This window comes from Tabrizicola soli (assembly GCF_015999335.1).
Lineage (GTDB): Bacteria > Pseudomonadota > Alphaproteobacteria > Rhodobacterales > Rhodobacteraceae > Tabrizicola > Tabrizicola soli.
The window spans coordinates 388,999-411,274 of sequence record NZ_JAEACP010000001.1; the positions used below are offsets into that span (position 1 = coordinate 388,999).

General features: G+C 69.0%; 22 protein-coding genes. 9 read left to right on the forward strand and 13 right to left on the reverse strand.

The window, feature by feature from the left end; genetic code table 11:
• Window positions 1-74: 74 nt before the first annotated feature.
• The gene (locus tag I7S92_RS01875) at window positions 75-2,540 is read left to right on the forward strand and encodes a penicillin acylase family protein (RefSeq protein ID WP_197641759.1); all 2,466 of its coding nucleotides are present in this window, start codon (window positions 75-77) and stop codon (window positions 2,538-2,540) included.
• A gap of 42 nt (window positions 2,541-2,582) precedes the next feature.
• Here I7S92_RS01875 and hflX read toward each other — a convergent pair whose 3' ends face one another.
• The 9 genes from hflX to dusB form a co-directional block, all read right to left on the reverse strand.
• Complete coding sequence (gene hflX / locus I7S92_RS01880; protein ID WP_242070029.1) at window positions 2,583-3,857, reverse strand: GTPase HflX; 1,275 nt, start codon at window positions 3,855-3,857, stop codon at window positions 2,583-2,585.
• 56 nt (window positions 3,858-3,913) lie between these two features.
• A complete protein-coding gene (gene hfq, locus I7S92_RS01885) occupies window positions 3,914-4,147 on the reverse strand; it encodes an RNA chaperone Hfq (RefSeq protein ID WP_008028786.1) in 234 nt (77 codons plus the stop codon).
• 133 nt (window positions 4,148-4,280) lie between these two features.
• On the reverse strand, window positions 4,281-5,798 hold the full coding sequence (locus I7S92_RS01890; RefSeq protein WP_197641760.1) for a TrkH family potassium uptake protein: 1,518 nt from the start codon (window positions 5,796-5,798) through the stop codon (window positions 4,281-4,283).
• A complete protein-coding gene (trkA, locus tag I7S92_RS01895) occupies window positions 5,798-7,174 on the reverse strand; it encodes a Trk system potassium transporter TrkA (RefSeq protein WP_197641761.1) in 1,377 nt (458 codons plus the stop codon). Before trkA ends, I7S92_RS01890 begins: the two co-directional genes overlap by 1 nt.
• Before the next feature lie 65 nt (window positions 7,175-7,239).
• The gene (ntrX, locus tag I7S92_RS01900) at window positions 7,240-8,634 is read right to left on the reverse strand and encodes a nitrogen assimilation response regulator NtrX (RefSeq protein ID WP_197641762.1); all 1,395 of its coding nucleotides are present in this window, start codon (window positions 8,632-8,634) and stop codon (window positions 7,240-7,242) included.
• Window positions 8,635-8,637: 3 nt separating this feature from the next.
• Window positions 8,638-10,860 carry a sensor histidine kinase NtrY-like gene (locus I7S92_RS01905; protein ID WP_197641763.1) on the reverse strand — a complete coding sequence of 741 codons (2,223 nt, stop codon included), beginning with the start codon at window positions 10,858-10,860 and terminating at the stop codon, window positions 8,638-8,640.
• 143 nt (window positions 10,861-11,003) lie between these two features.
• Window positions 11,004-12,371, reverse strand: coding sequence for a response regulator (locus I7S92_RS01910; RefSeq protein WP_197641764.1), 1,368 nt, complete (start codon window positions 12,369-12,371; stop codon window positions 11,004-11,006).
• Window positions 12,371-13,450: a two-component system sensor histidine kinase NtrB gene (locus I7S92_RS01915; protein ID WP_197641765.1), complete on the reverse strand. Its 1,080-nt coding sequence runs from the start codon at window positions 13,448-13,450 to the stop codon at window positions 12,371-12,373. The genes I7S92_RS01910 and I7S92_RS01915 overlap by 1 nt, the downstream gene beginning before the upstream one ends.
• Complete coding sequence (gene dusB, locus I7S92_RS01920) at window positions 13,447-14,418, reverse strand: tRNA dihydrouridine synthase DusB (protein ID WP_197641797.1); 972 nt, start codon at window positions 14,416-14,418, stop codon at window positions 13,447-13,449. The genes I7S92_RS01915 and dusB overlap by 4 nt, the downstream gene beginning before the upstream one ends.
• Window positions 14,419-14,602: 184 nt before the next feature.
• Between dusB and I7S92_RS01925 the strand changes: the two genes are divergently transcribed.
• Genes I7S92_RS01925 through I7S92_RS01935 form a run of 3 tightly spaced genes read left to right on the forward strand, consistent with a single transcriptional unit; the run spans window position 14,603 to window position 16,688 of the window.
• Window positions 14,603-15,721: a bifunctional 2-C-methyl-D-erythritol 4-phosphate cytidylyltransferase/2-C-methyl-D-erythritol 2,4-cyclodiphosphate synthase gene (locus tag I7S92_RS01925; RefSeq protein WP_197641766.1), complete on the forward strand. Its 1,119-nt coding sequence runs from the start codon at window positions 14,603-14,605 to the stop codon at window positions 15,719-15,721.
• On the forward strand, window positions 15,718-16,224 hold the full coding sequence (locus I7S92_RS01930) for a phosphatidylglycerophosphatase A family protein (protein ID WP_197641767.1): 507 nt from the start codon (window positions 15,718-15,720) through the stop codon (window positions 16,222-16,224). The genes I7S92_RS01925 and I7S92_RS01930 overlap by 4 nt, the downstream gene beginning before the upstream one ends.
• Entirely contained in the window at window positions 16,221-16,688 is a 468-nt protein-coding gene (locus tag I7S92_RS01935) for a CinA family protein (RefSeq protein ID WP_197641798.1), read from the forward strand. The genes I7S92_RS01930 and I7S92_RS01935 overlap by 4 nt, the downstream gene beginning before the upstream one ends.
• A 62-nt stretch (window positions 16,689-16,750) precedes the next feature.
• On the opposite strand, the gene I7S92_RS01940 is transcribed toward I7S92_RS01935, so the two are convergent.
• Window positions 16,751-17,092 carry an alpha/beta hydrolase family protein gene (locus I7S92_RS01940; RefSeq protein ID WP_197641768.1) on the reverse strand — a complete coding sequence of 114 codons (342 nt, stop codon included), beginning with the start codon at window positions 17,090-17,092 and terminating at the stop codon, window positions 16,751-16,753.
• A 57-nt stretch (window positions 17,093-17,149) separates the two neighbouring features.
• Window positions 17,150-17,605, reverse strand: coding sequence for a type II toxin-antitoxin system RatA family toxin (locus I7S92_RS01945; protein ID WP_197641799.1), 456 nt, complete (start codon window positions 17,603-17,605; stop codon window positions 17,150-17,152).
• Window positions 17,606-17,801: 196 nt separating this feature from the next.
• On the opposite strand from I7S92_RS01945, the gene hpt reads away from it, so the two are divergent.
• The 4 genes from hpt (at window position 17,802) to I7S92_RS01965 (ending at window position 20,451) form a co-directional block, all read left to right on the forward strand.
• Window positions 17,802-18,344 carry a hypoxanthine phosphoribosyltransferase gene (gene hpt / locus I7S92_RS01950; RefSeq protein WP_197641769.1) on the forward strand — a complete coding sequence of 181 codons (543 nt, stop codon included), beginning with the start codon at window positions 17,802-17,804 and terminating at the stop codon, window positions 18,342-18,344.
• A gap of 3 nt (window positions 18,345-18,347) precedes the next feature.
• On the forward strand, window positions 18,348-18,512 hold the full coding sequence (locus tag I7S92_RS01955; RefSeq protein WP_197641801.1) for a hypothetical protein: 165 nt from the start codon (window positions 18,348-18,350) through the stop codon (window positions 18,510-18,512).
• Window positions 18,513-18,572: 60 nt separating this feature from the next.
• Complete coding sequence (locus tag I7S92_RS01960; RefSeq protein ID WP_197641770.1) at window positions 18,573-19,460, forward strand: cytochrome c; 888 nt, start codon at window positions 18,573-18,575, stop codon at window positions 19,458-19,460.
• 112 nt (window positions 19,461-19,572) lie between these two features.
• Entirely contained in the window at window positions 19,573-20,451 is an 879-nt protein-coding gene (locus I7S92_RS01965) for a porin (RefSeq protein WP_197641771.1), read from the forward strand.
• Between the two features lie 47 nt (window positions 20,452-20,498).
• Here I7S92_RS01965 and lipA read toward each other — a convergent pair whose 3' ends face one another.
• A complete protein-coding gene (lipA, locus tag I7S92_RS01970; RefSeq protein ID WP_197641772.1) occupies window positions 20,499-21,443 on the reverse strand; it encodes a lipoyl synthase in 945 nt (314 codons plus the stop codon).
• Between the two features lie 134 nt (window positions 21,444-21,577).
• On the opposite strand from lipA, the gene I7S92_RS01975 reads away from it, so the two are divergent.
• Complete coding sequence (locus I7S92_RS01975; protein WP_242070011.1) at window positions 21,578-22,180, forward strand: hypothetical protein; 603 nt, start codon at window positions 21,578-21,580, stop codon at window positions 22,178-22,180.
• On the opposite strand, the gene I7S92_RS23435 is transcribed toward I7S92_RS01975, so the two are convergent.
• A partial coding sequence (locus tag I7S92_RS23435) for an integrase core domain-containing protein (protein WP_197641424.1) occupies window positions 22,145-22,276 on the reverse strand: 132 nt, incomplete at its 5' end. The two genes, I7S92_RS01975 and I7S92_RS23435, sit on opposite strands and share 36 nt — an antisense overlap.

Here is a 22,276-nt window from a genome sequence, read left to right on the forward strand (position 1 = left end):
TCCCCGCTCATTGCCCTTGACTGGGTGATGGACTAGGAACCGATCCCATCCCTGCCGTCAAGAACAGGACAAAGATGCTGACCGCCTTTCGCTGGCTGATCCGGATCGTCTCGGGGCTGATCGTCCTGGGGGTGGTCTTCGTGCTGCTGGCCTATTGGATCCTGTCGCGGTCGCTGGTGGATTATGACGAGGATTTCACCCTGGCCGGGATCAGCGCCCCGGTCGAGATCGTGCGCAACAACGACAACGTGCCGCATATCTTCGGCAAGAGCGACGAGGACGTGTTCTTCGCCCTTGGTTTCGCCCATGCGCAGGACCGGCTTTGGCAGATGACCATGCTGCGGCGGACGGCGCAGGGCCGGCTGTCGGAACTGTTCGGCCAGCCCACGGTCAAGGTCGACGAGCTGATGCGGCGGCTGGACCTCTACGGGCTGGCGCTGCAGGACGTGGCGGCGCAGGACCCCGGGACGCTGGCGGCACTGGAGGCCTATTCGGCCGGGGTCAATGCCTGGATCGGCGAGATCAACAAGGGCGCGCGCGGGCGCGGCGCGCCGGAGTTCTTCCTGTTCGAGCCGGAGATCTCGGCCTGGGCACCGGCGGATTCGATCGCGATCCTGAAGCTGATGGCCTTGCAGCTGACCAGCTCGGCCCAGACCGAGATCCTGCGGGCGCGGGTCTCGCTTCTGCTCGCGCCCGAGCGGCTGGCGGACCTGCTGCCCGACGATCCAGGACAGGGCGTGGCCGCCCTGCCCGATTACGCAAGCCTGGTGCCGGGGGTGGCGGCGGATGCCGCGCCGGTGGATTTCGCGCTGGGGCCGTTCTCGCCGGTGGCGGACCCCGGAATGGCGGGGGCGTCCAATGCCTGGGCGGCGATGCCCGGACGCTCGGCCGCAGGGGGAAGCCTTCTGGCCAATGATCCGCACCTGAACCTGACCGCGCCGACGATCTGGTATCTGGCGCGGCTGGAGCTCGCCTCGGGCGGGGTGATCGGGGGGACCATTCCGGGCGTGCCGGTGGTGCTGGTCGGGCGGTCCGAGCGGCTGGGCTGGGGACTTACCACGGCCTATGTCGATGACCAGGACGTGCTGATCGAGGAAGTGAACCCGGAAGATGGCGAGGAATACCGCAGCCCGGACGGCTGGGCCCGGTTCCTCAGCCGCCAGTCAATCATCACGGTCAAGGATGCCGAGCCGGTGACGCTGACCCTGCGCTGGTCGCGCAACGGGCCGATCCTGCCGGGAACGCATTACGACCTGGCCGCGATCACGCCGCCCGGCCATGTGGCGGCGCTGGCCTGGACCGCACTGGCGCCTGGCGACACCTCGATGACGGCGGCGCTGCGGATGATGCGAGCTGGCACCGTGGCCGAGGCGCAGGAGGCGGGCAAGCTGGCGGTGGCCCCGGCGCAGAACCTGATGCTGGCCGACAAGGACGGAATCGCGCTGCAGGTGGTGGGGGCGCTGCCGGCTCGGGATCCGGGCAACCCCGGCCAGGGGCGGCTGCCGGTGCTGGGGGCCGATCCGCGTGCCGGCTTCAAGGGGGTCTTGCCCTATGAGGACAATCCGCGTTTCGTCAACCCGGCCTCGGGCCTTCTGGGCAATACCAACAACAAGACGGTGGACCGGCCGTTTCCGCAGCATGTCAGCTTCGACTGGGGCGACACGCAGCGGATCCAGAGGTGGCTGACGCTGATGAAGGCGCGCGAGGTGCATACGCGGGAAAGCTTCATCGAGGCGCAGCTCGACACGGTGAACCCGACGGCCCGCGCCCTGCTGCCGCTGATCGGGGCCGACCTGTGGTTCACCGGCGAGGCGGCGCCCGAGGGCTCGCCCGAGCGGCTGCGGCAGCGGGCGCTGGTGCTGCTGGCCGAGTGGAACGGCGAGATGAACGAGCATCTGCCCGAGCCCCTGATCGCCGAGGCCTGGCTCAGGGCGCTGATGAACCGGCTGATCCGCGACGAGATCGGGGCGATGGCGGACAGCTTCACCCATGTCTCGCCGGTCTTCATCGAGCGGGTCTACCGCAATGTCGGCGGTGCGGGTGTCTGGTGCGACGTGATCCAGTCGGCGGCGGTGGAAAGTTGCACCGACATCGCGCGCATCGCGCTGGACGAGGCCTTGCTGGAGCTGACCGAGAGATACGGCGACAATCTGGAGAGCTGGCGCTGGGGCGATGCGCACCAGGCGATGCACGACCATCCGGTGCTGGGAGACGTGCCGTTCCTGAAGTATTTCGTGAACATCCGCCAGTCGACCAGCGGCGGCGACGACACGCTGATGCGGGGCGTGACGCGGGGCGAGGGACCGGAGCCCTATCAGAACGTCCATTCCGCCGGCTATCGCGGGGTCTATGACTTCGCCGACCCGGATTCCTCGGTCTTCATCACGGCCACGGGACAGTCGGGGCATCCCCTGTCGCGGCACTACGACGACCTGGGCGAGCTCTGGCGGCGGGGGGAGTATATCCCGATGTCGCTGGACCCCGAACTCGCGCATGCGGCGGCGGCGGGGGTGATGGTGCTGACGCCGGAAGGGCGGTGAGCCGGCCGCCTCGCCCGAAGGACGGAGAGGCCGGGGCGAGGATCAGAGCTGGCGCCAGCGGTTCTGCTGCCGGGCGGTCCAGCGGACGGTCAGGTGCCAGGCGTCATCGGTCTCGGTCTCGGACTGGACGATGTTCTGGTCGTGCAGCCAGGCGCGTTTGCGGCCTTGGGCAAAGGGGATGGTGAGGCTCGCCTCGCTGCGGTCGGCGTCGAGGGTGGCCGAGATCAGGGCCAGGAGCTTCTCGACCCCCTCGCCGGTCAGGGCCGAGACGGGAAGGACGCGGGGGCGCTGCGCGGCCTGGGCGGTCAGCGCCTCGCGCCGGGAGGCGTCGACGAGGTCGAGCTTGTTCCAGACCTCGATCAGCGGCGTATCCTCGCCCACGCCGAGCGAGGCCAGGATGTCGGCCACGTCGGCGGCCTGCTCCACCGTCTCGGGGTGCGAGATGTCGCGGACATGCAGGATGAGGTCGGCCGACAGCACCTCCTCCAAGGTGGCGCGGAAGGCGGCGACGAGCTGGGTGGGCAGGTCGGAGATGAAGCCCACCGTGTCCGACAGGATGATCTTGGCGCCGGACGGCAGCACCACCCCGCGCATGGTGGGGTCGAGCGTGGCGAAGAGCATGTCCTTGGCCAGGACCTCGGCCCCGGTGATCCGGTTGAAGAGCGTGGACTTGCCGGCGTTGGTGTAGCCCACCAGCGCCACGATCGGAAACGGCACCTTGGCGCGGGCGGCGCGGTGCAACTCGCGCGTCTTGACCACCTGGTCGAGCTGGCGGCGCAGCTTGACCACCTGGTCGTCGATGGCGCGGCGGTCGTTTTCCATCTGGGTCTCGCCGGGGCCACCGACGAAACCGAAGCCGCCGCGCTGGCGTTCGAGGTGGGTCCAGGCGCGGACGAGGCGGCTGCGCTGGTAGCTGAGGGCCGCAAGTTCGACTTGCAGCACGCCCTCGCGCGTGCGGGCGCGGTCGGCGAAGATCTCCAGGATGAGGGAGGTGCGGTCGAGCAGCTTGACCCCCCATTCCTTCTCGAGGTTGCGCTGCTGCACCGGCGACACCGGGCCGTCGACGATCACGAGGTCGATGCGGTCGGCCTTGAAGCGGTCCTTCAACTCCTGAACCTTGCCGGAGCCGAGAAGCGTGCCGGGATGCGTGCGCGAAAGACGCACGACCTCGGAGCCCTGGACGTCCAGTTCCGGCAGGGCGGCGGCGAGCGAGACGGCCTCGGCCAGCCCGTGTTCGGGCAGGCGGCGGGTGCTGGCGGATTTCAGCGCCGGGTGCAGGACCCAGACGCGGGTGGCCCGCGCGGCGGTGTCGCGCAGGCGATTCCCCTCGCGGCTGGAGAGAAGGTCTTCGTCCTCGGTCGGGTCGCGCGAGATCAGTCTTCCCCTTCGTAGAGGCTGATCGGGGCGCCCGGCATGATCGTGGAGATCGCGTGCTTGTAGACCAGCTGCGACTGACCGTCGCGGCGCAGGAGCACGCAGAAATTGTCGAACCAGGTGATGACGCCCTGAAGTTTCACACCATTGATCAGAAAGATCGTTACCGGAACCTTGGCCTTCCGCACGTGGTTGAGGAAGGCGTCCTGCAGGTTTTGCTTATCGGCGGCCATTGTTTTTGCCTTGTTGTTCTAGCGCTTCACTGTCGCGTCTTGGTTGTTCTTCGTTCTGGCAGTCGAGTGCCCGCGAACCGGCACTTTTTCAAGTATGAATCGGCTTCACCGGAGTTTCCAGCGCAAAAGCGACTCAGCTGCGGCGGCCGCCGGGAAGGATCAGAGCCAGAAGCGCCAGCATCTCGAGCCGGCCGACGACCATGGCGAGGCCGAGCACCGCCTTCACCGGATCGGAGAGCGCAGCGAAGGCGATGGGCTGGGCGGTGCCGAACTCGGCCAGGGGGCCGGTGGTGGTGAGTGCGGCGATGGCGAGGACGAGGGCGGATTCGAAGCGCACGCCAAGGACGGTCAGCAACGCGACGGCCAGCGCGATCGAGATGCCGAAGAGCATGAAGAACACCCAGGCGATCTGCGCCCCCTCATGCGCGAGGCGGCGGCGCTCGGCCCCGCCGCGGCCGATGGAGGAGGGATGGATCACGCGCTCCAACTCGCGTTCGCCATGGCGCAGTAGGGCGTAGACGCGCAGAAGCTTGACGCCTCCGGCCGTGGTTGCGGTGCCACCGCCGAAGATCGCCAGCCCCATCAGCACCACGGCCGAGGTGCCAAGGCCGGACCAGGCCTCGCCCGCGATCCAGTGGCCGGAGACATAGCCGGTGGTGGTCAGGAAAGAGGTGGCGGTGAAGAAGACGCCCCAGAGCGCGGCAAGCGCGTTAAGGAGGCCCGTCTCGATATTGGCGGCCTCGGCGACGAAGTAGTGGCGCAAAAAGAGGATCGCGGTGAGCGAGGCCAGGATCAGCGCGGCGAGGTGCAGTTCGGGGTCGGCGAGGAGCGGCGCGCGGTTGCGGGCGGGTTGCAGGCCGGGAAAGGCGCGGCGGGTGATGGCGAAAAGGAAGAAGAAGCAGATCAGCATCTCGCCGGGGATGGCGGCGCGGCCGCCTTCCAGCCGGGTCGGGCCGGAGATGCCGGAGGTCGAAAGCGTGCCCATGGCGTGGATCAGCGCGGAGAGGCCGTCCTCGCCCAGCGTGAGGAGGCCGAGCCAGAGGAGGAAGGTGAGCCCGGCATAGACCGGCAGGATGCGCAACGCCATGCGGGCGAGACGGTCGGTCGGATCCTCGGCCCGGCCGATCTGGGCCGCGCCAAGGATCCCGCGCCCGGGCACGCGGCCGGTCGCGACCTCGGCCCCGCCGAGATTCAGGGGGGCGAGGATCGCCGTGGCGGCGATCAGGGTGACGAGGCCGCCGAACCAGCCCACCAGTGCGCGCCAGAGGTGGATCGAGGGGGCCAGACGCTCGGCCGCGTAGGCGGTGGCGCCGGTCATGGTGAAGGAGGAGATCATCTCGAACCAGGCATTGACGGCGCGGGTGTCGGGGATGGTCTCGAGCAGCGGCAGGGCCATGGCGCAGGGCAAGAGCGCATAGGCCCCGGCCAGCGCGGCCAGATGGCGGCGCGGGTTGGTGCCGCGGGGGCGGCCGGAAGTGGCGATGCCGAGAAGGACGGCGACGATCAGGAGGACAAGGGCGGAATAGAAGAAGCCGCGCGCGACATCCATGTCATCGGCGGCAAGCGCATGGACGGCGGGCAAAAGCGCAAGGCCGCCGGTCAGGCCCAGGAGGAGGACCGGCAGCGGCAGGCGGGCGAGCCGGGCGCGCATCAGAAGAAGTCGATGGAGACCTGCAGCAGGCGCTCCACCTCGGGGACGTCCTTGGCCATGGCGAAAAGCGCGATCACGTCGCCGGGATCGACGCGCAGGTCGCCGGTCGGCTTCATCACCCGCTCGCCCTTCAGCACCGCGCCGACCAGCACGCCTTCGGGAAATTCGACGTCGCGCACGAGGCGGCCGGCGAGGGGCGAGGTGGAAAGGACCTGCGCCTCGATCATCTCGGCCTCGGCATCGCCGATGGAATAGACGGCGCGGACGCGGCCATGGCGGATGTGGCGCAGAATCGACGATACGGTGGTGGCGCGGGGGTTGATGTAGGCGTCGATGTCCAGCGGGGCCATCAGCGGCGCCAGCGTGGGGTCGTTGACCAGCGCGATGGTCATCGGGCATCCGGCCTGCTTGGCGCGCACCGAGACGAGGAGGTTGGTCTTGTCGTCGTCGGTCACCGCAAGGATCGCGTCGGCGCGGTCCACCGCCGCCTCGAGCAGCAGGTCGATGTCCATGCCGTCGCCGTTCAGCACGATGGTCCGCTCAAGCGCGTCGGCGGCCTGTTCGGCGGTGGCGCGGTGCTTCTCGATGATCTTGGCGCGGATGCGGTCGGTGCGGGCCTCCAGCGCGCGCGCCACCGCAAGGCCGACATTGCCGCCGCCGACGATCAAGACGCGTTCCTGCTTCTTCGTCTTCTTGCCGAAGATTTCCAGCGCGCGGTTCACGTCCTCGAACTGGGTGAAGACGTAGATCTGGTCGTCGGCGTAAAGCTGGTCGCCGGGATCGGGGGCGAAGAGACGGCCCTCGCGCCGGACACCGACGACGATGGCGCGCAGGGTGGAGAAGAGCTCGTTCAGCTGGCGCAGGGGGGTGTGCAGGACCGGGCAATCCTCGCCGAGCTGGATGCCGAGGAGCTGCGCGCGGCCGCCCATGAAGCTTTCGGTGTCGAAGGTCGCGGGCGCGGCGAGGCGTTGCAGCGCGGCCTCGGCCACCTCGCGTTCGGGCGAGATCACCACGTCGATCGCCAGCCGGTCCTGGTTCATCAAGTCGCCGTAAAGCGCGTCCAGATAGTTCTGCGCCCGGATCCGGGCGATCTTGCGGGTGATCGAGAACACCGACTGGGCCACCTGGCAGGTGACCATGTTGACCTCGTCGGAATGGGTGGCGGCGATTAGCATGTCGGCGTCGCGCGCGCCGGCCTTTTCCAGGACATCGGGATGGCTGGCGAAGCCGACCACACCCTGGACGTCCAGCGTCTCGGTCGCGCGGCGGACGAGATCGGCGTTCACGTCGACCAGGGTGACGTCGTTGCGCTCTCCTGCCAGATGGCGGGCGATCTGCCAGCCGACCTGCCCTGCCCCGCAGATGATGACCTTCATCCGTCGCTCCGCCCGTCGTCCCTGCCCTGCATGTCAGATCGGCCCATGGGGGTCAACGCAGAGGCTCATTCCTCATGCTCGCCGAAGCCGCGCCCGCCGGTGCGGCTGGTGCCGACCACGCCCAGCGACTTGAGCTTGCGGTGAAGCGCGGAGCGTTCCATGCCGACGAAGCTGGCGGTGCGGCTGATGTTGCCGCCGAAGCGGTTGATCTGGGTCAGCAGATATTCGCGTTCGAAAAGCTCGCGCGCCTCGCGCAGCGGCAGGGTCGCGATGGATCCGCCCAGCGAGAGCGCACTTTCCGACTGCGCCTTGGACTCGTTGCCCGGCAGTTCCTGCGGCTCGATCGGGCCGGAGCCCTCGCCCAGGATCAGGACCCGCTCTATCACGTTGCGAAGCTGGCGGATGTTGCCGGGCCAGGGCATGGTCTGCAGCACGGTCTCGGCCTCGGACGAGAGCTCGCGCGCGGGCAGGCCCTGGCTCTTGTGGAACCAGTCGATGAAATGGCGGGTGAGTTCCGGGATGTCGTCGCGCCGTTCGGCAAGGGCGGGGACGGCGATCGGGACGACGTTCAGCCGGTCGTAGAGTTCCTGCCGGAAGCGGCCAAGGCCGATCTCGGCGCGCAGGTCGCGGCAGGTCGAGGAGATGACGCGCAGGTCGACGCGGACCTTGTCGGTGCCGCCGGCGCGGGTGAACTGCTGTTCGGTGAGGACCCGCAGGATCTTGGACTGGGTGCCGAGGGGCATGTCCGCCACCTCGTCGAAATAGACCACGCCGCCGTGGGCCTGCTCCAGCAGGCCGGGTTCCACTCCACGCTCGGGCGTCTCGCGGCCGAAGAGGACCTCTTCCATCCGCTCGGGCTCGATCGAGGCCGAGGAAACGGTGACGAAGGGCGCGGAGGCGCGGTTCGAGTGCATGTGGATGTAGCGCGCGGCCATTTCCTTGCCGGTACCCGGCTCGCCCGCCAGCATTACCCGGCCGTTCGACTTGGTCACCTTGTCCAGATTGGCCTTCAGCGTCTTGAAGGCGACCGAATTGCCCAGCATGTCCGACGAGGCCACGTCGCGGCGGCGCAACTCCTGGTTCTCGCGGCGCAGGCGGCTGGTCTCCATCGCGCGGGCGACGACGACCATCAGCTGGTCGATGTTGAAGGGTTTCTCGATGAAGTCGTAGGCGCCCTGCTTGATGGCGGCGACGGCGATCTCGATGTTGCCATGGCCCGAGATGATCACCACCGGCACATCCGGGTTGTCGCGCTTGACGGCCTTGAGGATGTCGATCCCGTCCATCCGGCTGTCCTTGAGCCAGATGTCCAGGATCATCAGCGAGGGCGGCTCCTCGTTGATGAGCGCCATGCAGTCGTCGGAATTGGCGGCGAGGCGGACCGGATAGCCTTCGTCCTGCAGGATGTCGCCCACGAGTTCGCGGATGTCCTGTTCGTCGTCAACGATCAGAATGCTCATGTCTCAACCTCCTTGCCCCTGGGAGACGGTTTCCGGGGGAACGTGCGATCGGGGCCGGCGCCGGGTCATGCGCGGCAGATGAATCTCGGCCATGGCGCCGACATGGTCGTTGCCCGCGAAGACCGGCGCGTCGAGGAGGGCGAGCGTGCCGCCATGTTCCTCGATGATCTTCTTGACGATGGGCAGGCCAAGGCCGGTGCCCTTGGCGCGGGTGGTGACATAGGGTTCGAACAGGCGGGCGCGGTCGGGGGGCAGGCCGGTGCCGTTGTCCATGATGCGGATCACGGCCTCGGCCTCATCCTGGATCAGCTCGACACGGATTTCGGGGGTGAAGCCGGGGCCGGCCTTTTCCTGATGGGTTTCAATCGCTTCCCCGGCGTTCTTTATCAGGTTCGTGATGGCCTGGCCGATCATCGTGGCGTCGAGTTCCATCGACAGGGCCTCTCGCGGGATCGACTTGACGAAGCGGACCGAGGGCTGGCCGTTTTCCTGCAGCAGCACCGCGCCGCGCAGAAGCTCGGCCAGGTCGCAGTCGCGGCGGTCGGGCTCGGGCATCCGGGCGAACCTGGAGAATTCGTCGACGATCCGCCGCAGGTCGTTGGTCTGGCGGACGATGACGTCGGTATATTGCTCGAGGTCCTCATGGTCGCGGACCTGGGTGGCGAACTTGCGCTTGATGCGTTCGGCGGAAAGCTGGATCGGGGTCAGCGGGTTCTTGATCTCATGCGCGATGCGGCGGGCGACGTCACCCCAGGCGGCCATGCGCTGCGCCGAGACGAGGTCGGTCACGTCGTCGAAGGCCACGACATAGCCTTCCAGATCGCCCGCCTCGGAGCGGCGGGTGGACATGCGCACGAGGAGGCTTTCCAGCTTGCCCTTGCGGGTCAGCCGCACCTCCTCCTGCACGGCGCTGCCGGTGCCCTCGCGCAGGCGGTCGAACAGGGCGGCGAATTCCGGCACGGCGGCGGCCAGCGGCAGGTCGGCCTGCCCGTCGAAGTCCAGCAGACGCTCGGCCGCGCGGTTGACGAAATCGACGTCGCCATCGGGATCGAGGCCGATCACCCCGGCGGTGACGTTGGAGAGCACGGAGTCGAACAGGCGGCGGCGGGCCTCGGTCTGGGCATGGCTTTCGACCAGCGCCTCGCGCTGGCCCTTGAGCTGGCGGGTCATCTGATTGAAGAGGCGCCCGAGCGAGGCGATCTCGTCGTCGCCCTCCTCCTCGGTGACGCGGACGTCGAGGTCGCCCCGCCCCACCCTTTCGGCCGCGCCGGCCAGCCGGCCCACCGGGCGCGAGAGACGCTCGGCGAACCACAGGCCCAGCCAGACGGCGGCCAGGATCAGGATCAGCGCGAAGCCGAGGTAGATCAGGCCGAAGTTGAACAGCAGCCGCCCGCGTTCCGACTCCAGCTGGTTGTAGAGCTGGACGGTTTCCTGGGTCTCGTCCAGCAGCGACAGGATCGAGCCGTCGACCCGCCGGGTGACGTAGAGGTAGCGGTCGGCATAGGCGTCGAGGAAGATCAGGGCGCGAAACTCGTTGTTCGGCCAGTCGGGGATCAGGACCGTGTTCCCCTCACGCGCGCGCTGGAGCTGTTCGGGGGTCAGGGGTTCGAAGTCGAAGAGGTAGGAGCGTTCGCCCCGGGTCTTGAGATCGCCGTCGCCGTCGACGAGATAGGCCTCCTTCAGCCCGCGCTGGATGATCTGCTGGCCCTGCGACAGCAGCGGGCGCAGCTGGTCGTCGCGCAGGAAGACGGTCTGGCGCTTGGCGCGGTTCAGGTAGCCCGCCAGCGCGGTGGCATCGGCGGCAAGGTCGTCGCGCTGCACCGCCTCGTAGGCCTGGGCGGCGGAGAGCGAGGAGCCGACGACCGAGCGCACGCGGTCGGAGAACCAGCCTTCGAGGCCGATGTTGATCGACAGGACCGCGAAGACCGCGACCAGCACGGTGGGGACCAGCGCGACCAGCATGAAGACGCCCGAGAGGCGCAGGTGCAGCCGCGATCCGGCCGAGCGCGAGCGGCGGTCGGCCAGAAGGCGCATCACGCGGGCCAGGACCAGCGCGGCCACGACCAGGACATAGACCAGGTCGGAAAGCAGGATCAGCCGCAGCGTGGGCGAGGTCGCGTCCTGGCTGAAGGGCCCCATGGCCAGGAAGGTGGCGACGGCCAGGACGGGGCCGAGGAAGACGAGGCCCAGGGTAAGCGCGGTCTGCAACCGGCGCTGGCGGCGCATGCGCGACAGGCGTGCCCAGACATCGCTTTGAACCCTGCGCTCCACCAACGGCCTGCCCGTAACCGGGGTCTTCGTGCCCCACTCCCACTATATCTTTCGAGACGACGGGGTGAAACCCAAAAGACACATTCAGAGTTGCGCAGTTACATCAATTTGCGCCCGCGGCTGACGCGGATGTCGAGGTCGGTGATCTTCTTGCGCAGGGTGTTGCGGTTGATTCCCAGCAGGTCGGCGCATTTCGCCTGGTTGCCCGCGGTGGCGTCCAGCGCGATCTCGATCAGCGGCGCCTCGACCTCGCGCAGGATGCGCTGGTAGACGCCGGGGGGCGGCAGCTGGCCGCCGTGCAGGTCGAAATACCGTTTCAGATGCCGCGCGACCGAGGCGGAGAGCCTGTCGGGCCCGCCCGCCTCGGCGCGGGGTTCGGGGCCGGGCTGGCTGCCAAGGACCTGCTCGACCTCGGTGGCGGAAATCTCGGGTTCGGTGGCGGTGACGAGAAGGCGGCGCAGCGTGTTTTCCAGCTGGCGGACGTTGCCGGGCCAGGGATGGGCGCGGATCAGCTGGGCCGCCTTCGGCGAGAGGTGGCGGGCGGTGCCGAGCTCGCGCTCGCCCCGGGCGAGGAAATGCTCCGCCAGAAGCGGGATGTCGTCCAGCCTTTCGCGCAGGGCGGGCACATGCAGGGTGACGCCGCCAAGGCGGTAGTAGAGATCCTGGCGGAACTGGCCGGCGCCGATCCGCGCGGCGAGGTCGGACTGGCTGGTGGCCATGATGCGGGGGGCGTTGTCGCGGGGCAGGTCCAGCATCCGGACCAGCCGGGCTTGCGTCTCGGCGTCGTAATCGGCCACTTCGTCGAACAGGATGGTGCCGCCCCGCGCCCTGGCCAGAAGCGACGCGGCCCCGTCCGGGGCGGCAAGGTCGCCGGCCTGGGCCAGGGTGAAGGGCAGCGTGCGGCGGTCCGAGAAATCGTGGATCGCGCGGGCCAGCAGCGACTTTCCGGTGCCGGATTCGCCGGTGATCAGCAGGGGAAGATCGGCGTTCACCACCCGCGCCACCAGCCGGTACAGCGTCTGCATCGCCGGGGTGCGGCCGACCAGCGGCAGGTCCTCGCCGGGGTCGCGCTGCGGGGGGGCCGGCGCTTTCGGAAGGTGGCGCTTCTGCTCCAGCGCCCTGGCCGAGCGCCGCATGAGGTCGGGCAGGTCGAAGGGTTTCGGCAGGTAGTCGAAAGCCTCGGCCTCGGTCGCCTGGATCGCGGTCATGATCGTGTTCTGCGCCGAGATGACGATGACCGGCAGGCCGGGCCGCAGGCGCGAGATGCGGGGCAGCGCGTCGAGGCCGTTGCCGTCGGGCATGACCACGTCCGAGATGACCAGATCGCCCTTCCCCTCCTCGACCCAGCGCATCAGCGTCATCAGGCTGGCGGTGGCATGGACCTTGCAGCCCGCGCGGGTCAGCGCCTGGGTCAGCACGGTGCGGATCGTGCGGTCGTCGTCGGCGACAAGGACGGTGCCATCCATCAGTTCGCTTCCTTCTTAAGCTCGCGCGGGGCCATGGGCAGCGACACGCGGAACAGGGTGCGGCCGGGGGTCGATTCGACGGTGATCCAGCCGCCGTGGTCGGTGACGATCTTGGAGACGAGCGCCAGGCCGAGGCCGGTGCCGTTCTCGCGGCCCGAGACGAAGGGCTGGAAGATGTTGGCGGCGAGGTCGGGCGGAATGCCGGGGCCGTCGTCGATGATCTCGACGGTCAGGGGCAGCGCGGCAAGGGCGCCGTCCTTGCCCCGGATGCGCAGCGAATGGTCGTAGAAGCTGCGCAGACGGATGGTGCCGCCCGCCTTGCAGGCCTCGGCCGCGTTGCGGATCAGGTTGAGGAAGACCTGCTGCAGCTGGTCGGCATCGGCGAAGGTGGGCGGAAGCGAGGGGTCGTAATCCTGGGTTATGGTCATGTGCGCGGCGAAGCCCACCAGCGCCGATCGGCGTGCCCGGTCCAGCGCGTCGTGCAGGTTCACCGGCCTGCACTCGGGCGGGCGGAGGTTGCCGAACTGCTCCACCTGTTCGAGAAGCTTCACGATGCGGCGGGTTTCCTCGACGATGAGGTCGGCAAGCTCGCGGTCCTCGGGCGCAAGATTCATCGACAGAAGCTGCGCCGCACCCGAGATGCCGGCGAGCGGGTTCTTGATCTCATGCGCCAGCATCTCGGCCATGCCGATGGCCGAGCGGGCCGCGGTCCGGGCCCCGCGCGAACGGCCCAGACGGTCGGCAAGCTCGCGCGGGGAGAGGATCATGAGGATGGCGCCGGGATCGTCCTGCAGCGGCGCGAGGTGGATGGTGCATTGCACCGGGGGCCTTTCGCCCGTGGTGACGTCCACGTCGTTGATGTTCAGGGCCGCGTGGTTGGCGCGGACGCGGGCCAGCGCCTCCTCCACCGGCGCGTCGATGGCGAGGCGGTCGAAGACGGGCTGGTCCGCCAGCGCGCGGGCCGAGGCATTGAGGAAGATCTCGGCGGCCGGGTTTGCCTGCCGGATGCGGGACCGTGCGTCGATCAGAAGCGTGGGCAGCGGCAGCGAGGCCCAGATCGGCGGCGGCTCGGCGCTCATGCCGCCAGTTCCAGCTCGGCGAAGGCCTGTTCGATCAGCTGGATCACCTCGGCCGGGTCGGTGGAGGTCAGGATCGGCTCGCGCGCATGGGGCAGCCCGGCCGCCTCGAGATACCAGCCGAGGTGCTTGCGCGCCATGCGCAGGCCAAGCTCGCGACCGTAGAAGGTGAGCATGTCGTCGTAATGGTCCAGGATCATCCGGCCGCGCGCGCCGCCGTCGGGGATCTTCGGCGCCGGGGTGCCGTAGATCTCGTGCGCCACCTGCGCGAGCTTCCACGGCGCGCCCTGCGCCCCGCGGCCGATCATCACGCCATCGGCGCCGGAAAGGCGCAGCGCCTCGCGTGCGGTGGCGGTGTCGGTGATGTCGCCGTTGGCGATGACGGGGATGCGGACGGCCTCTTTCACCGCGCGGATCGCGGCCCAGTCGGCATTGCCCTTGTAGAACTGGCAGCGGGTGCGGCCGTGGATGGTGATCATCCGCACGCCCGCCTCTTCCGCCCGGCGGGCAAGCACGGGCGCGTTGTGCAGCCTGTCGTCCCAGCCGAGCCGGGTCTTCAGCGTGACCGGCACCCTGACCGCCTTCACCACCGCCTCGATCAGCGTCATCGCAAGGTCGAGGTCGCGCAGGAGCGCCGAGCCGCAGAGGCCGGTCGTCACCCGCTTGGACGGACAACCCATGTTGATGTCGATGATCCGCGCGCCCTGCCCTTCGACGAACTTCGCGCCCTCGGCCATCCAGTGCGGATCGCGGCCGGCCAGTTGCACGCTGGTCGCCTGTTCGCCCAGGCCAAGCTCGGCCCGGGCGCGGGCCTCGGGCTGGGCGCGGACGACCTCGGCGCTCGCCACCATCTCGGAGACCACCAGGCCTGCGCCGAAGCGGGCGACGAGGCGGCGGAACGGCAGGTCGGTGATTCCGGCCAGGGGGGCCAGGACGACCGGCGGGGTCAGCGAAAGCGGGCCGAGAGGCAGCAAGGGCGGATCCTTCGTGCGGATGGAACAGTGCTACGCCCGGCCGGGGGGGCAACCAAGGCGGCGGCGGGGCATTATGACCGAAAAACATGCGATGCACAAATTTTGGGCAGAAACGGGCGGCAAGCGCCAGATTGTCTTGCAGGTCCGGCTGGATTAGGCAGGGGCCAAAGGAAGGGCCCGCATGGATACTGCCGTCATCGTCGTCGCCGCCGGTCGCGGCAGCCGCATGGGCGGCGAGATGCCGAAGCAATGGCAGGTGCTTTCGGGCAAGCCGGTGCTGGCGCATACGCTGGCAGCCTTTGCCGGGCTGCGGGTGCTTCTGGTGATCCACCCCGAGGACCGGGCGCGGGCCGAAGCCTTCGGCGTCGAACTGGTCGAGGGGGGGGCGACGCGGGATGCCTCGGTCCTGGCGGGATTGCGGGCGCTGGAGGGCTCGGGCGTAGAGGCGGTGCTGATCCATGACGGGGCGCGGCCGCTGGTCACGCGCGGACTGGTGGACCGGCTGGTCGCGGCCTTGGCGGTGCACCAGGGCGCGGCCCCGGCCCTGCCGGTCAGCGATGCGCTCTGGCGCGGCGCGGGCGGGCTGGTGGCGGGCACGGTGGACCGGGCCGGCATCTACCGGGCGCAGACGCCGCAGGCCTTCCGCTTCGCGCCGATCCTCGCGGCGCATCGGGCGCATCCCGGCGGGGCGGCGGATGACGTGGAGGTCGCCCGCGCCGCGGGGCTTGACGTCGCCATCGTCGAGGGCGAGGAGAGCAATCTGAAGCTGACCTGGCCCGGCGACTTTGCCCGGGCCGAGGCGATCCTGAAGGGGCGGACCATGGATGTGCGGTTGGGCAATGGCTATGACGTGCACGCCTTCTGCGAGGGCGACCACGTCTGGCTGTGCGGGGTGAAAGTGCCGCATTCGCGCGGGCTTCTGGGCCATTCGGACGCCGATGTGGGCATGCATGCCCTGACCGATGCGATCTATGGCGCTCTGGCCGAGGGCGACATCGGGCGGCATTTCCCGCCCTCGGACCCGCAATGGAAGGGCGCGGCGAGCCATGTCTTCCTGGCGCATGCGATCGGGCTGGCGGCGGAGCGCGGCTACGCCTTGGGCAACTGCGACGTGACGCTGGTCTGCGAGCGCCCGAAGATCGGCCCGCATGCCGTTGAAATGCAGACGGAACTGGCGCGGATCATGGGGGCGGACGTGGGGCGCGTCTCGGTCAAGGCCACGACCTCGGAACGGCTGGGCTTCACCGGGCGCGAGGAAGGCATCGCCGCCATCGCCACCGCGACGCTGGTGAAGACATGAGCCGGCTCGTCGCCACCTTCTTCGGCGCGGGATTCCTGCGGCCCGCAAGCGGCACCTGGGCCTCTGCGGTCGCGGTGGCGCTGGCGGTCGCGGCCTATCAGGCGGGCTGGGCGCTGGCGGTTCCGGCGGGCGCCGTGCTGGCGGTGGTCGCGGGCTTCCTGGCCGTGCCGCCCTATCTGCGCGCGACCGGCGGCGAGGATCCGTCCGAGGTGGTGATCGACGAGGTGGCGGGACAGCTTCTGGCGCTGTCCTTCACGGTGATCCCGCTCTGGCGGCATGGGGTGGCCGATCTGGCGCTGGGGGCCTGGCCGGGCTGGCTGGCGCCCTTCCTCCTGTTCCGGCTGTTCGACATCTGGAAGCCCTGGCTTGTCGGCCGGGCGGACCGGATGGGGGGGACGGTCGGGGTGATGCTGGACGACCTCTGGGCCGGGCTTTTCGCCGGGCTCTGCGCGGTCGGGCTGGCCGGGCTCTGGCACGGGCTGGTGCAGCCGTGGCTGGGGTGAGCGTTCCCGAGCTGCTGGCGCGCGCGCGCGACCGCGGCCTGACCGTCGCCACGGCGGAAAGCTGCACCGGCGGGATGGTCGCGGCGGCGCTGACCGATGTGGCCGGGTCCTCGGCGGTGTTCGAGCGCGGCTTCATCACCTATTCCAACGCGGCCAAGCTGGAGCTGCTGGGGGTCGCCCCGGACACGCTCGCCGCCCATGGCGCGGTCTCCGAGCCGGTGGCGCGCGAGATGGCCGAGGGCGCGCTGGCCCGGTCGGCGGCCGATATCGCGGTGTCGATCACCGGGATCGCCGGGCCGGGCGGGTCGGAGTTCAAGCCCGAGGGCCGGGTCTGCTTCGGCCTCGCGCGGAAGGGCGGCGGGACGCGGGTCGAGACGGTGGAGTTCGGCGCGCTTGGCCGGGCCGGGGTGCGCCGCGCGGCGACGCAGCATGCACTGGGGCTTCTGGCCGCGGCGGTGGGATAGGGCGCCAAATCCTTTCGAAAGGATTTGCAAATTCCTTCGAAGGAATTTGGCCCGAGAGACGGTCAGGGATGCAGCAGGAAGAAGCGCAGGATCTCGGCATTGGCGTCGATCTCCTGGGTCTTGCCTTCTGCCAGCCGTGCCTTGCGGCCTCCGGGCCAGTGATGCGCGCCGCCCTCGATCGTGAAGGCCACCGCATAGCCCGCGCGGGTTGCGGCGCGGGCAAGGCCCGAGGCCGCGGCGAACTGGTCGGGGTTCCCGTCGCCGCCGTGCAGCGCCAGGATCAGGGGCGCGCCTTTCGGCTGCGCCGGCAGTTCGATCCGGTAATACCGTTCGCCCAGCCGGACGGTATCGGCAAGGGCCGGGAGGGCAAGCAGCAGGGCGATCAGCAGGACAAGCTTGCGCATCGGGGGCCTCGGGGTCGCGACCTGGGTTTCACGCCGGGGTGAGGGCATTCCGTCGCGTCAGGGCGCTGCAGGCCCGTAAAGCTCGGCCGCGCGGCGCTCGAAGGCGCGGACGATGCGCAGCATCGCCTCGTTGAACACCACGCCGATGATGCCTTGCAGGATCGCGTTGCGGAATTCGAAATCGACGTGGAAGTCGACCTCGCAGCCGCCGGGAATGTCGCGGAAGGCCCAGGTGGATTTCAGGTGGCGGAAGGGACCGTCGAGATATTCGGTGTCGATCCGCAGCTGATCCGGCCAGAGCGTCACCCGGCTGCCGAAGCGTTCGCGGAACACCTTGAAGCTGATCACCAGGTCGGCCTCCATCACCTCGCCGCCCGGAACGGGGCGGCGCGAGCGGATGCGGGCGGCCGAGTTCCAGGGCAGGAATTTCGGATAGGAGGCCACATCGGCCACCAGATCGTACATCTGGCGGGCGGTATAGGGCAGGCGCTTGGTCTCGGAATGGCTGGGCATCGGCACGGGGCTGTTTTCCCCCATGTCGCGCGTCGGGGCGCGGGGGTCAAGCGCCTGCGCCCAACCATCGCCGCCGTCTTGCCCGGCAGTCCGCTTCGGGCCCGGCGGCGGGGGATCCGCACGCGCGACGCAGCTTCCCCTCGAAACGGCCGGAGAATACCGCTAGGAAGACCTCGCTCATGCAGGGAATCCGTCCATGTCCCACCCGCCCTATGTCATCGACCAGCTGATCAGCGCCAAGGCCATCGCCGCGCGGGTCGAGGCGCTTGCGCGCGAGATCACGGCGCATTTCCACGGCACCGACAAGCTGGTGATCGTGGGGCTTCTGCGCGGGTCCTTCGTCTTCATCGCCGACCTCGTGCGCGAGATCGAACTGCCGGTCGAGGTCGATTTCCTGGAGGCCTCCAGCTACGGCGACGCGATGCATTCCAGCCGCGAGGTGCGGATCCTGAAGGACCTGCGCGGCGAGATCGCCGGGCGCGACGTGCTTCTGGTCGAGGATATCGTCGATACCGGATTCACGCTGCATCACGTGATCCACCTTCTGCAGGCGCGCCAGCCGCGGCGGCTGAAGGTCTGCGCGCTTCTGGACAAGCCCTCGCGCCGGGAGGTGCCGGTCAAGGCAGACTGGACCGGCTTCGAGATTCCCGACGAATTCGTGGTGGGCTATGGCATCGACTACGGGCAGAGGAACCGCAACCTGCCCTATATCGGCAAGGTCCGCTTCCTGGAGAGCTGAGCCGTGCTGGCCTGGCTCATGCGCGCGAAACGCTGGGCGCGGCACCCGCCCTCGGCCCGGCGGGTGGCGCTGGTCCTGGGCGTGGTCGCGGCCTGTCTGGCGGTGGCGGGGGCGGAATGGCTGTTCGGCTGGCCGGACTGGCTGCGGGTCGACCGCCTGAAACCGTGATTGGACAGTCCGGTCCACTTGGCTAGGCTGGCGCGGATCAATGACGGACGGAGGGACGGAATGCGGGTTCTGCGCTGGCTGGTGCTTGTGGCGGTGGTGGCGGCCGGGATCCTGTGGCTGCTGGCGCGGCCCGATCCCCTGTCGGCGGGCGATGTCGCGGGGCTGGCAGGCGATGCCGGCCGGGGCGAGGCGGTGTTCCTGGCCACGGGCTGCGCCTCGTGCCACATGGCGCCGGGGGCCACGGGCGAGGCTCAGCTGGTGCTTGCGGGCGGACAGCGCTTCGCCTCGGATTTCGGGACCTTCGTCGCGCCCAACATCAGCCAGGACCCCGAGGCCGGGATCGGCGGCTGGAGCCTTCTTGACCTGGCCAATGCCCTGCAGCGCGGCGTCAGCCCCGAGGGCGCGCACTATTATCCCGCCCTGCCCTATGCCTCCTATGCGAAGATGAAGCTGCAGGATGTGGCGGATCTTTACGCCTATCTGCGGACCCTGCCCGCCGACCCCGCGCCAAGCCAGCCGCATGAACTGGTCTTTCCCTTTTCGCGGCGCGAGGCGGTGGGGCTGTGGAAGCTTCTGTACCTGTCGGATGGCTGGTCGCTGGAGGGGAACCTGACGCCCACCGCGGACCGTGGCCGCTATCTGGCCGAGGCGATGGCGCATTGCGGCGAGTGCCACACGCCCCGCACGGCGCTGGGGGGGCTGGACACCGCGCGCTGGCTGGGCGGGGCGCCGAACCCCTCGGGCGAGGGGCGGATCCCGAACATCACGCCGGGCAAGCTGGGCTGGACGGCGGCGGATATCACGCAATACCTGACCACGGGTTTCACGCCGGACTATGACAGCGTCGGCGGCCATATGGCGCATGTGGTCGAGAACATGGCGCGGCTGCCCGAGGGCGACCGGCTGGCGGTGGCGGAATATCTGCTGGCGGTGCCGACCGTGGAATGACGTGGCCCCGGCGCAACAGCCGGGGTCGCCCTACCCCATATCGGGCCGCATCCCTTTTCCCCTGCAGGATATTGCGGTATGATATTGCAATCGTAAGCAGACTGGACTTGCCATGACCCGCGTTCTTATTCCCGCCCTTTTCGCCCTCGCAGCACTTCCCGCGGCGGCGCAGGAGGCCGCGACCGGCCTGACCTTCGGCGGCGAGGTGAAGCTGGAATATGTGGATGGCGGCCCGACGGGTTGGGCCCTTGACGGCGACCTGGGGATGTCCTGGCGCTCGGGCGGGCTGCTGGGCTTTGATGCCGCCGTGGACAGCACCCATTTCGACGACGGCGAGGAACTGACCAATGGCTGGGCCGCGCTGGTCCTGTCGACCGGGATCGGCGAGATCGCCGTTGGCGCGCCCCGCCCGGTGCTGGAAACGATGCGGGTGATGCCGCGCTTTTCCTCCTCGCGCGTGCTGGACCTGCGAACCGGCCTCTTCACCGGATCGCTGGCCAGCCTTGCCAGCTTCGAGGACAACAGCATGACCCCGGGCGTGACCTGGCAGCAGACCACGGGCGACCTGACCTTCGGCGCGGGCTATCACCACCTGAACGACGCGAATTCCGACGTTGCCGAAGGCGTGATGCGCTTTGAGCGCGGCGCGACGACCTTCTTCATCACCGGCCAGTTCGCCACCTCCCCCGGCGAAGATCCGAGCGTCATGCAGATCGGCGCCTTCCATGATGCCGACCGCTTCGACCTGGGCGCGGCGCTGTCGCGGTACGATGTTTCGGGCACGCACAACGGCCTGCGGCTTTACGGCAGCTTCGATGTGATGTCGGCCCTGACGCTGCGCGGCGACCTGCTGCTGCTCGAGGACACCTCCGACCTCTACTCCATCTCGGCGACCTACAGCATGGACAACGGTCTGTTCGTCGAAGGCGGCGGCAGCAAGCTGGAAGGCTCGGACGAGATCTACGATGTCGGCGTCGGCTTCAAGTTCTGAGACCGGCGCAGGATTGAAAAAGGGCCGCCCACCGGGCGGCCCCTTGCTTACCCCCTGCCCGCCTGCCGCGCCGCGCGCATCCGGGCGAAATCGTCGCCGGCGTGGTAGCTGGAGCGCGTGAGCGGCGTCGCCGAGACCATCAGGAAGCCCTTGCCCCAGGCGGAGGTCTCATAGGCCTTGAACTCCTCGGGCGTCACGAAACGGGCGATGGCGTGGTGCTTGGGCGTCGGTTGCAGATACTGGCCGATGGTCAGGAAATCCACGTCCGCCGACCGCATGTCGTCCATCACCTGCAGGACGGCCTGCCGGTCCTCGCCGAGGCCGACCATGATGCCGGATTTGGTGAACATCAGCGGGTCCAGTTCCTTGACCCGCTGCAACAGGCGCAGGCTGTGGAAATAGCGCGCGCCGGGGCGGACCTCGAGATAGAGGCCGGGGACGGTTTCCAGGTTGTGGTTGAAGACGTCCGGCCGCGCCGCTACCACCTTTTCCAGCGCCGAAGGGGCGCATTTCAGGAAGTCGGGGGTCAGCACCTCGATCGTGGTGGCGGGCGAGCGGTGGCGGATCGCGCGGATGGTCTGGGCGAAATGCTCGGCCCCGCCATCATCCAGGTCGTCGCGGTCGACGCTGGTCACCACGACATGCGCCAGCCCCAGTTCCGCGACGGCATGGGCGACGCGCCCCGGCTCGAAGGCGTCCAGCGCCTGAGGCTTGCCGGTGGCGACGTTGCAGAAGGTGCAGCCGCGGGTACAGATCTCGCCCATGATCATCATGGTGGCGTGGCCCTGGCTCCAGCATTCGCCGACGTTGGGGCAGCCGGCTTCCTCGCAGACGGTGACAAGCTTCTTCTCGCGCAGGATGTCGCGGGTCTGCCTGTAGCCTTCGGAGGTCGGGGCCTTGACCCGGATCCAGGCGGGTTTCTTCGGCTGGGCGTTGTCGGCGCGGTGCGCCTTTTCGGGATGCCGCTCGCCGGGAAGCTTGAGGTCGCGCATGGAGTTCCCCCTCTGGGCCTTGCGATCCAGATAATCCTGTTCCGTTCCCTTGGCAACGCGTGGCCGGGGTCAATTTGACGCGGATCAAGGCTGGACGCTTGCCGCCGTGGCATCCGCGGGCCAGTTTCGGAGGGATGATGACGCCGCTGGACCTTTCGCTTGCCGTTCTGGCCCTGCTCTTGACGCCGGGACCGACGAATACGCTGATCCTCCTGGCCGGGGCCGAGCGCGGCCTGCAGGGCGCGCTGCGCCTGATCCCGGCCGAGCTTGCGGGTTATTTCCTGACCGTCCTGCCGCTGGCGCTGCTGGGCGCGGCGGCGCTGGAGGGGCTGCCCGCCCTGCGCATTGCGGTGACGCTGGCGGCGGCGCTCTGGGTCGCGGTGCTGGCGGTGCGGCTGTGGCGCCTGCCGGGACCGGATTCGGCGGTGCGGGCGGTCAGCGCACGGGCGCTGGTCACCACGACCGCGCTGAACCCCAAGGCGCTGATCTTCGGGCTGGTTCTCCTGCCCTCGCCCGAGCGGCTGGGCTGGAACCTGGCGCTGTTCGCCGGTCTTGTCGCGCTGGTGGCGGTATTCTGGGCCGCTGTCGGCGCGGGACTTGGCGGGGCGGGCCAGCCGCGCGCGATGCTGGTACTGCGGCGGCTGGCCTCGGTCTTTCTGGCGGCGATGTCGCTGCTTCTGGCCCTGCGTGGGGTCGGGGCGCTAGCTGTGAGTTCTTACGAGGTCGTTCACCTTTGAGAGGGGAGGCGTTCGGTTGAGTGCGGAGTGTGGTCTTGATCGGTTGAACCAGTCAAGCCAGCGCGGCAGATCGGCGTTTCTCGCGTCGGATGTGGG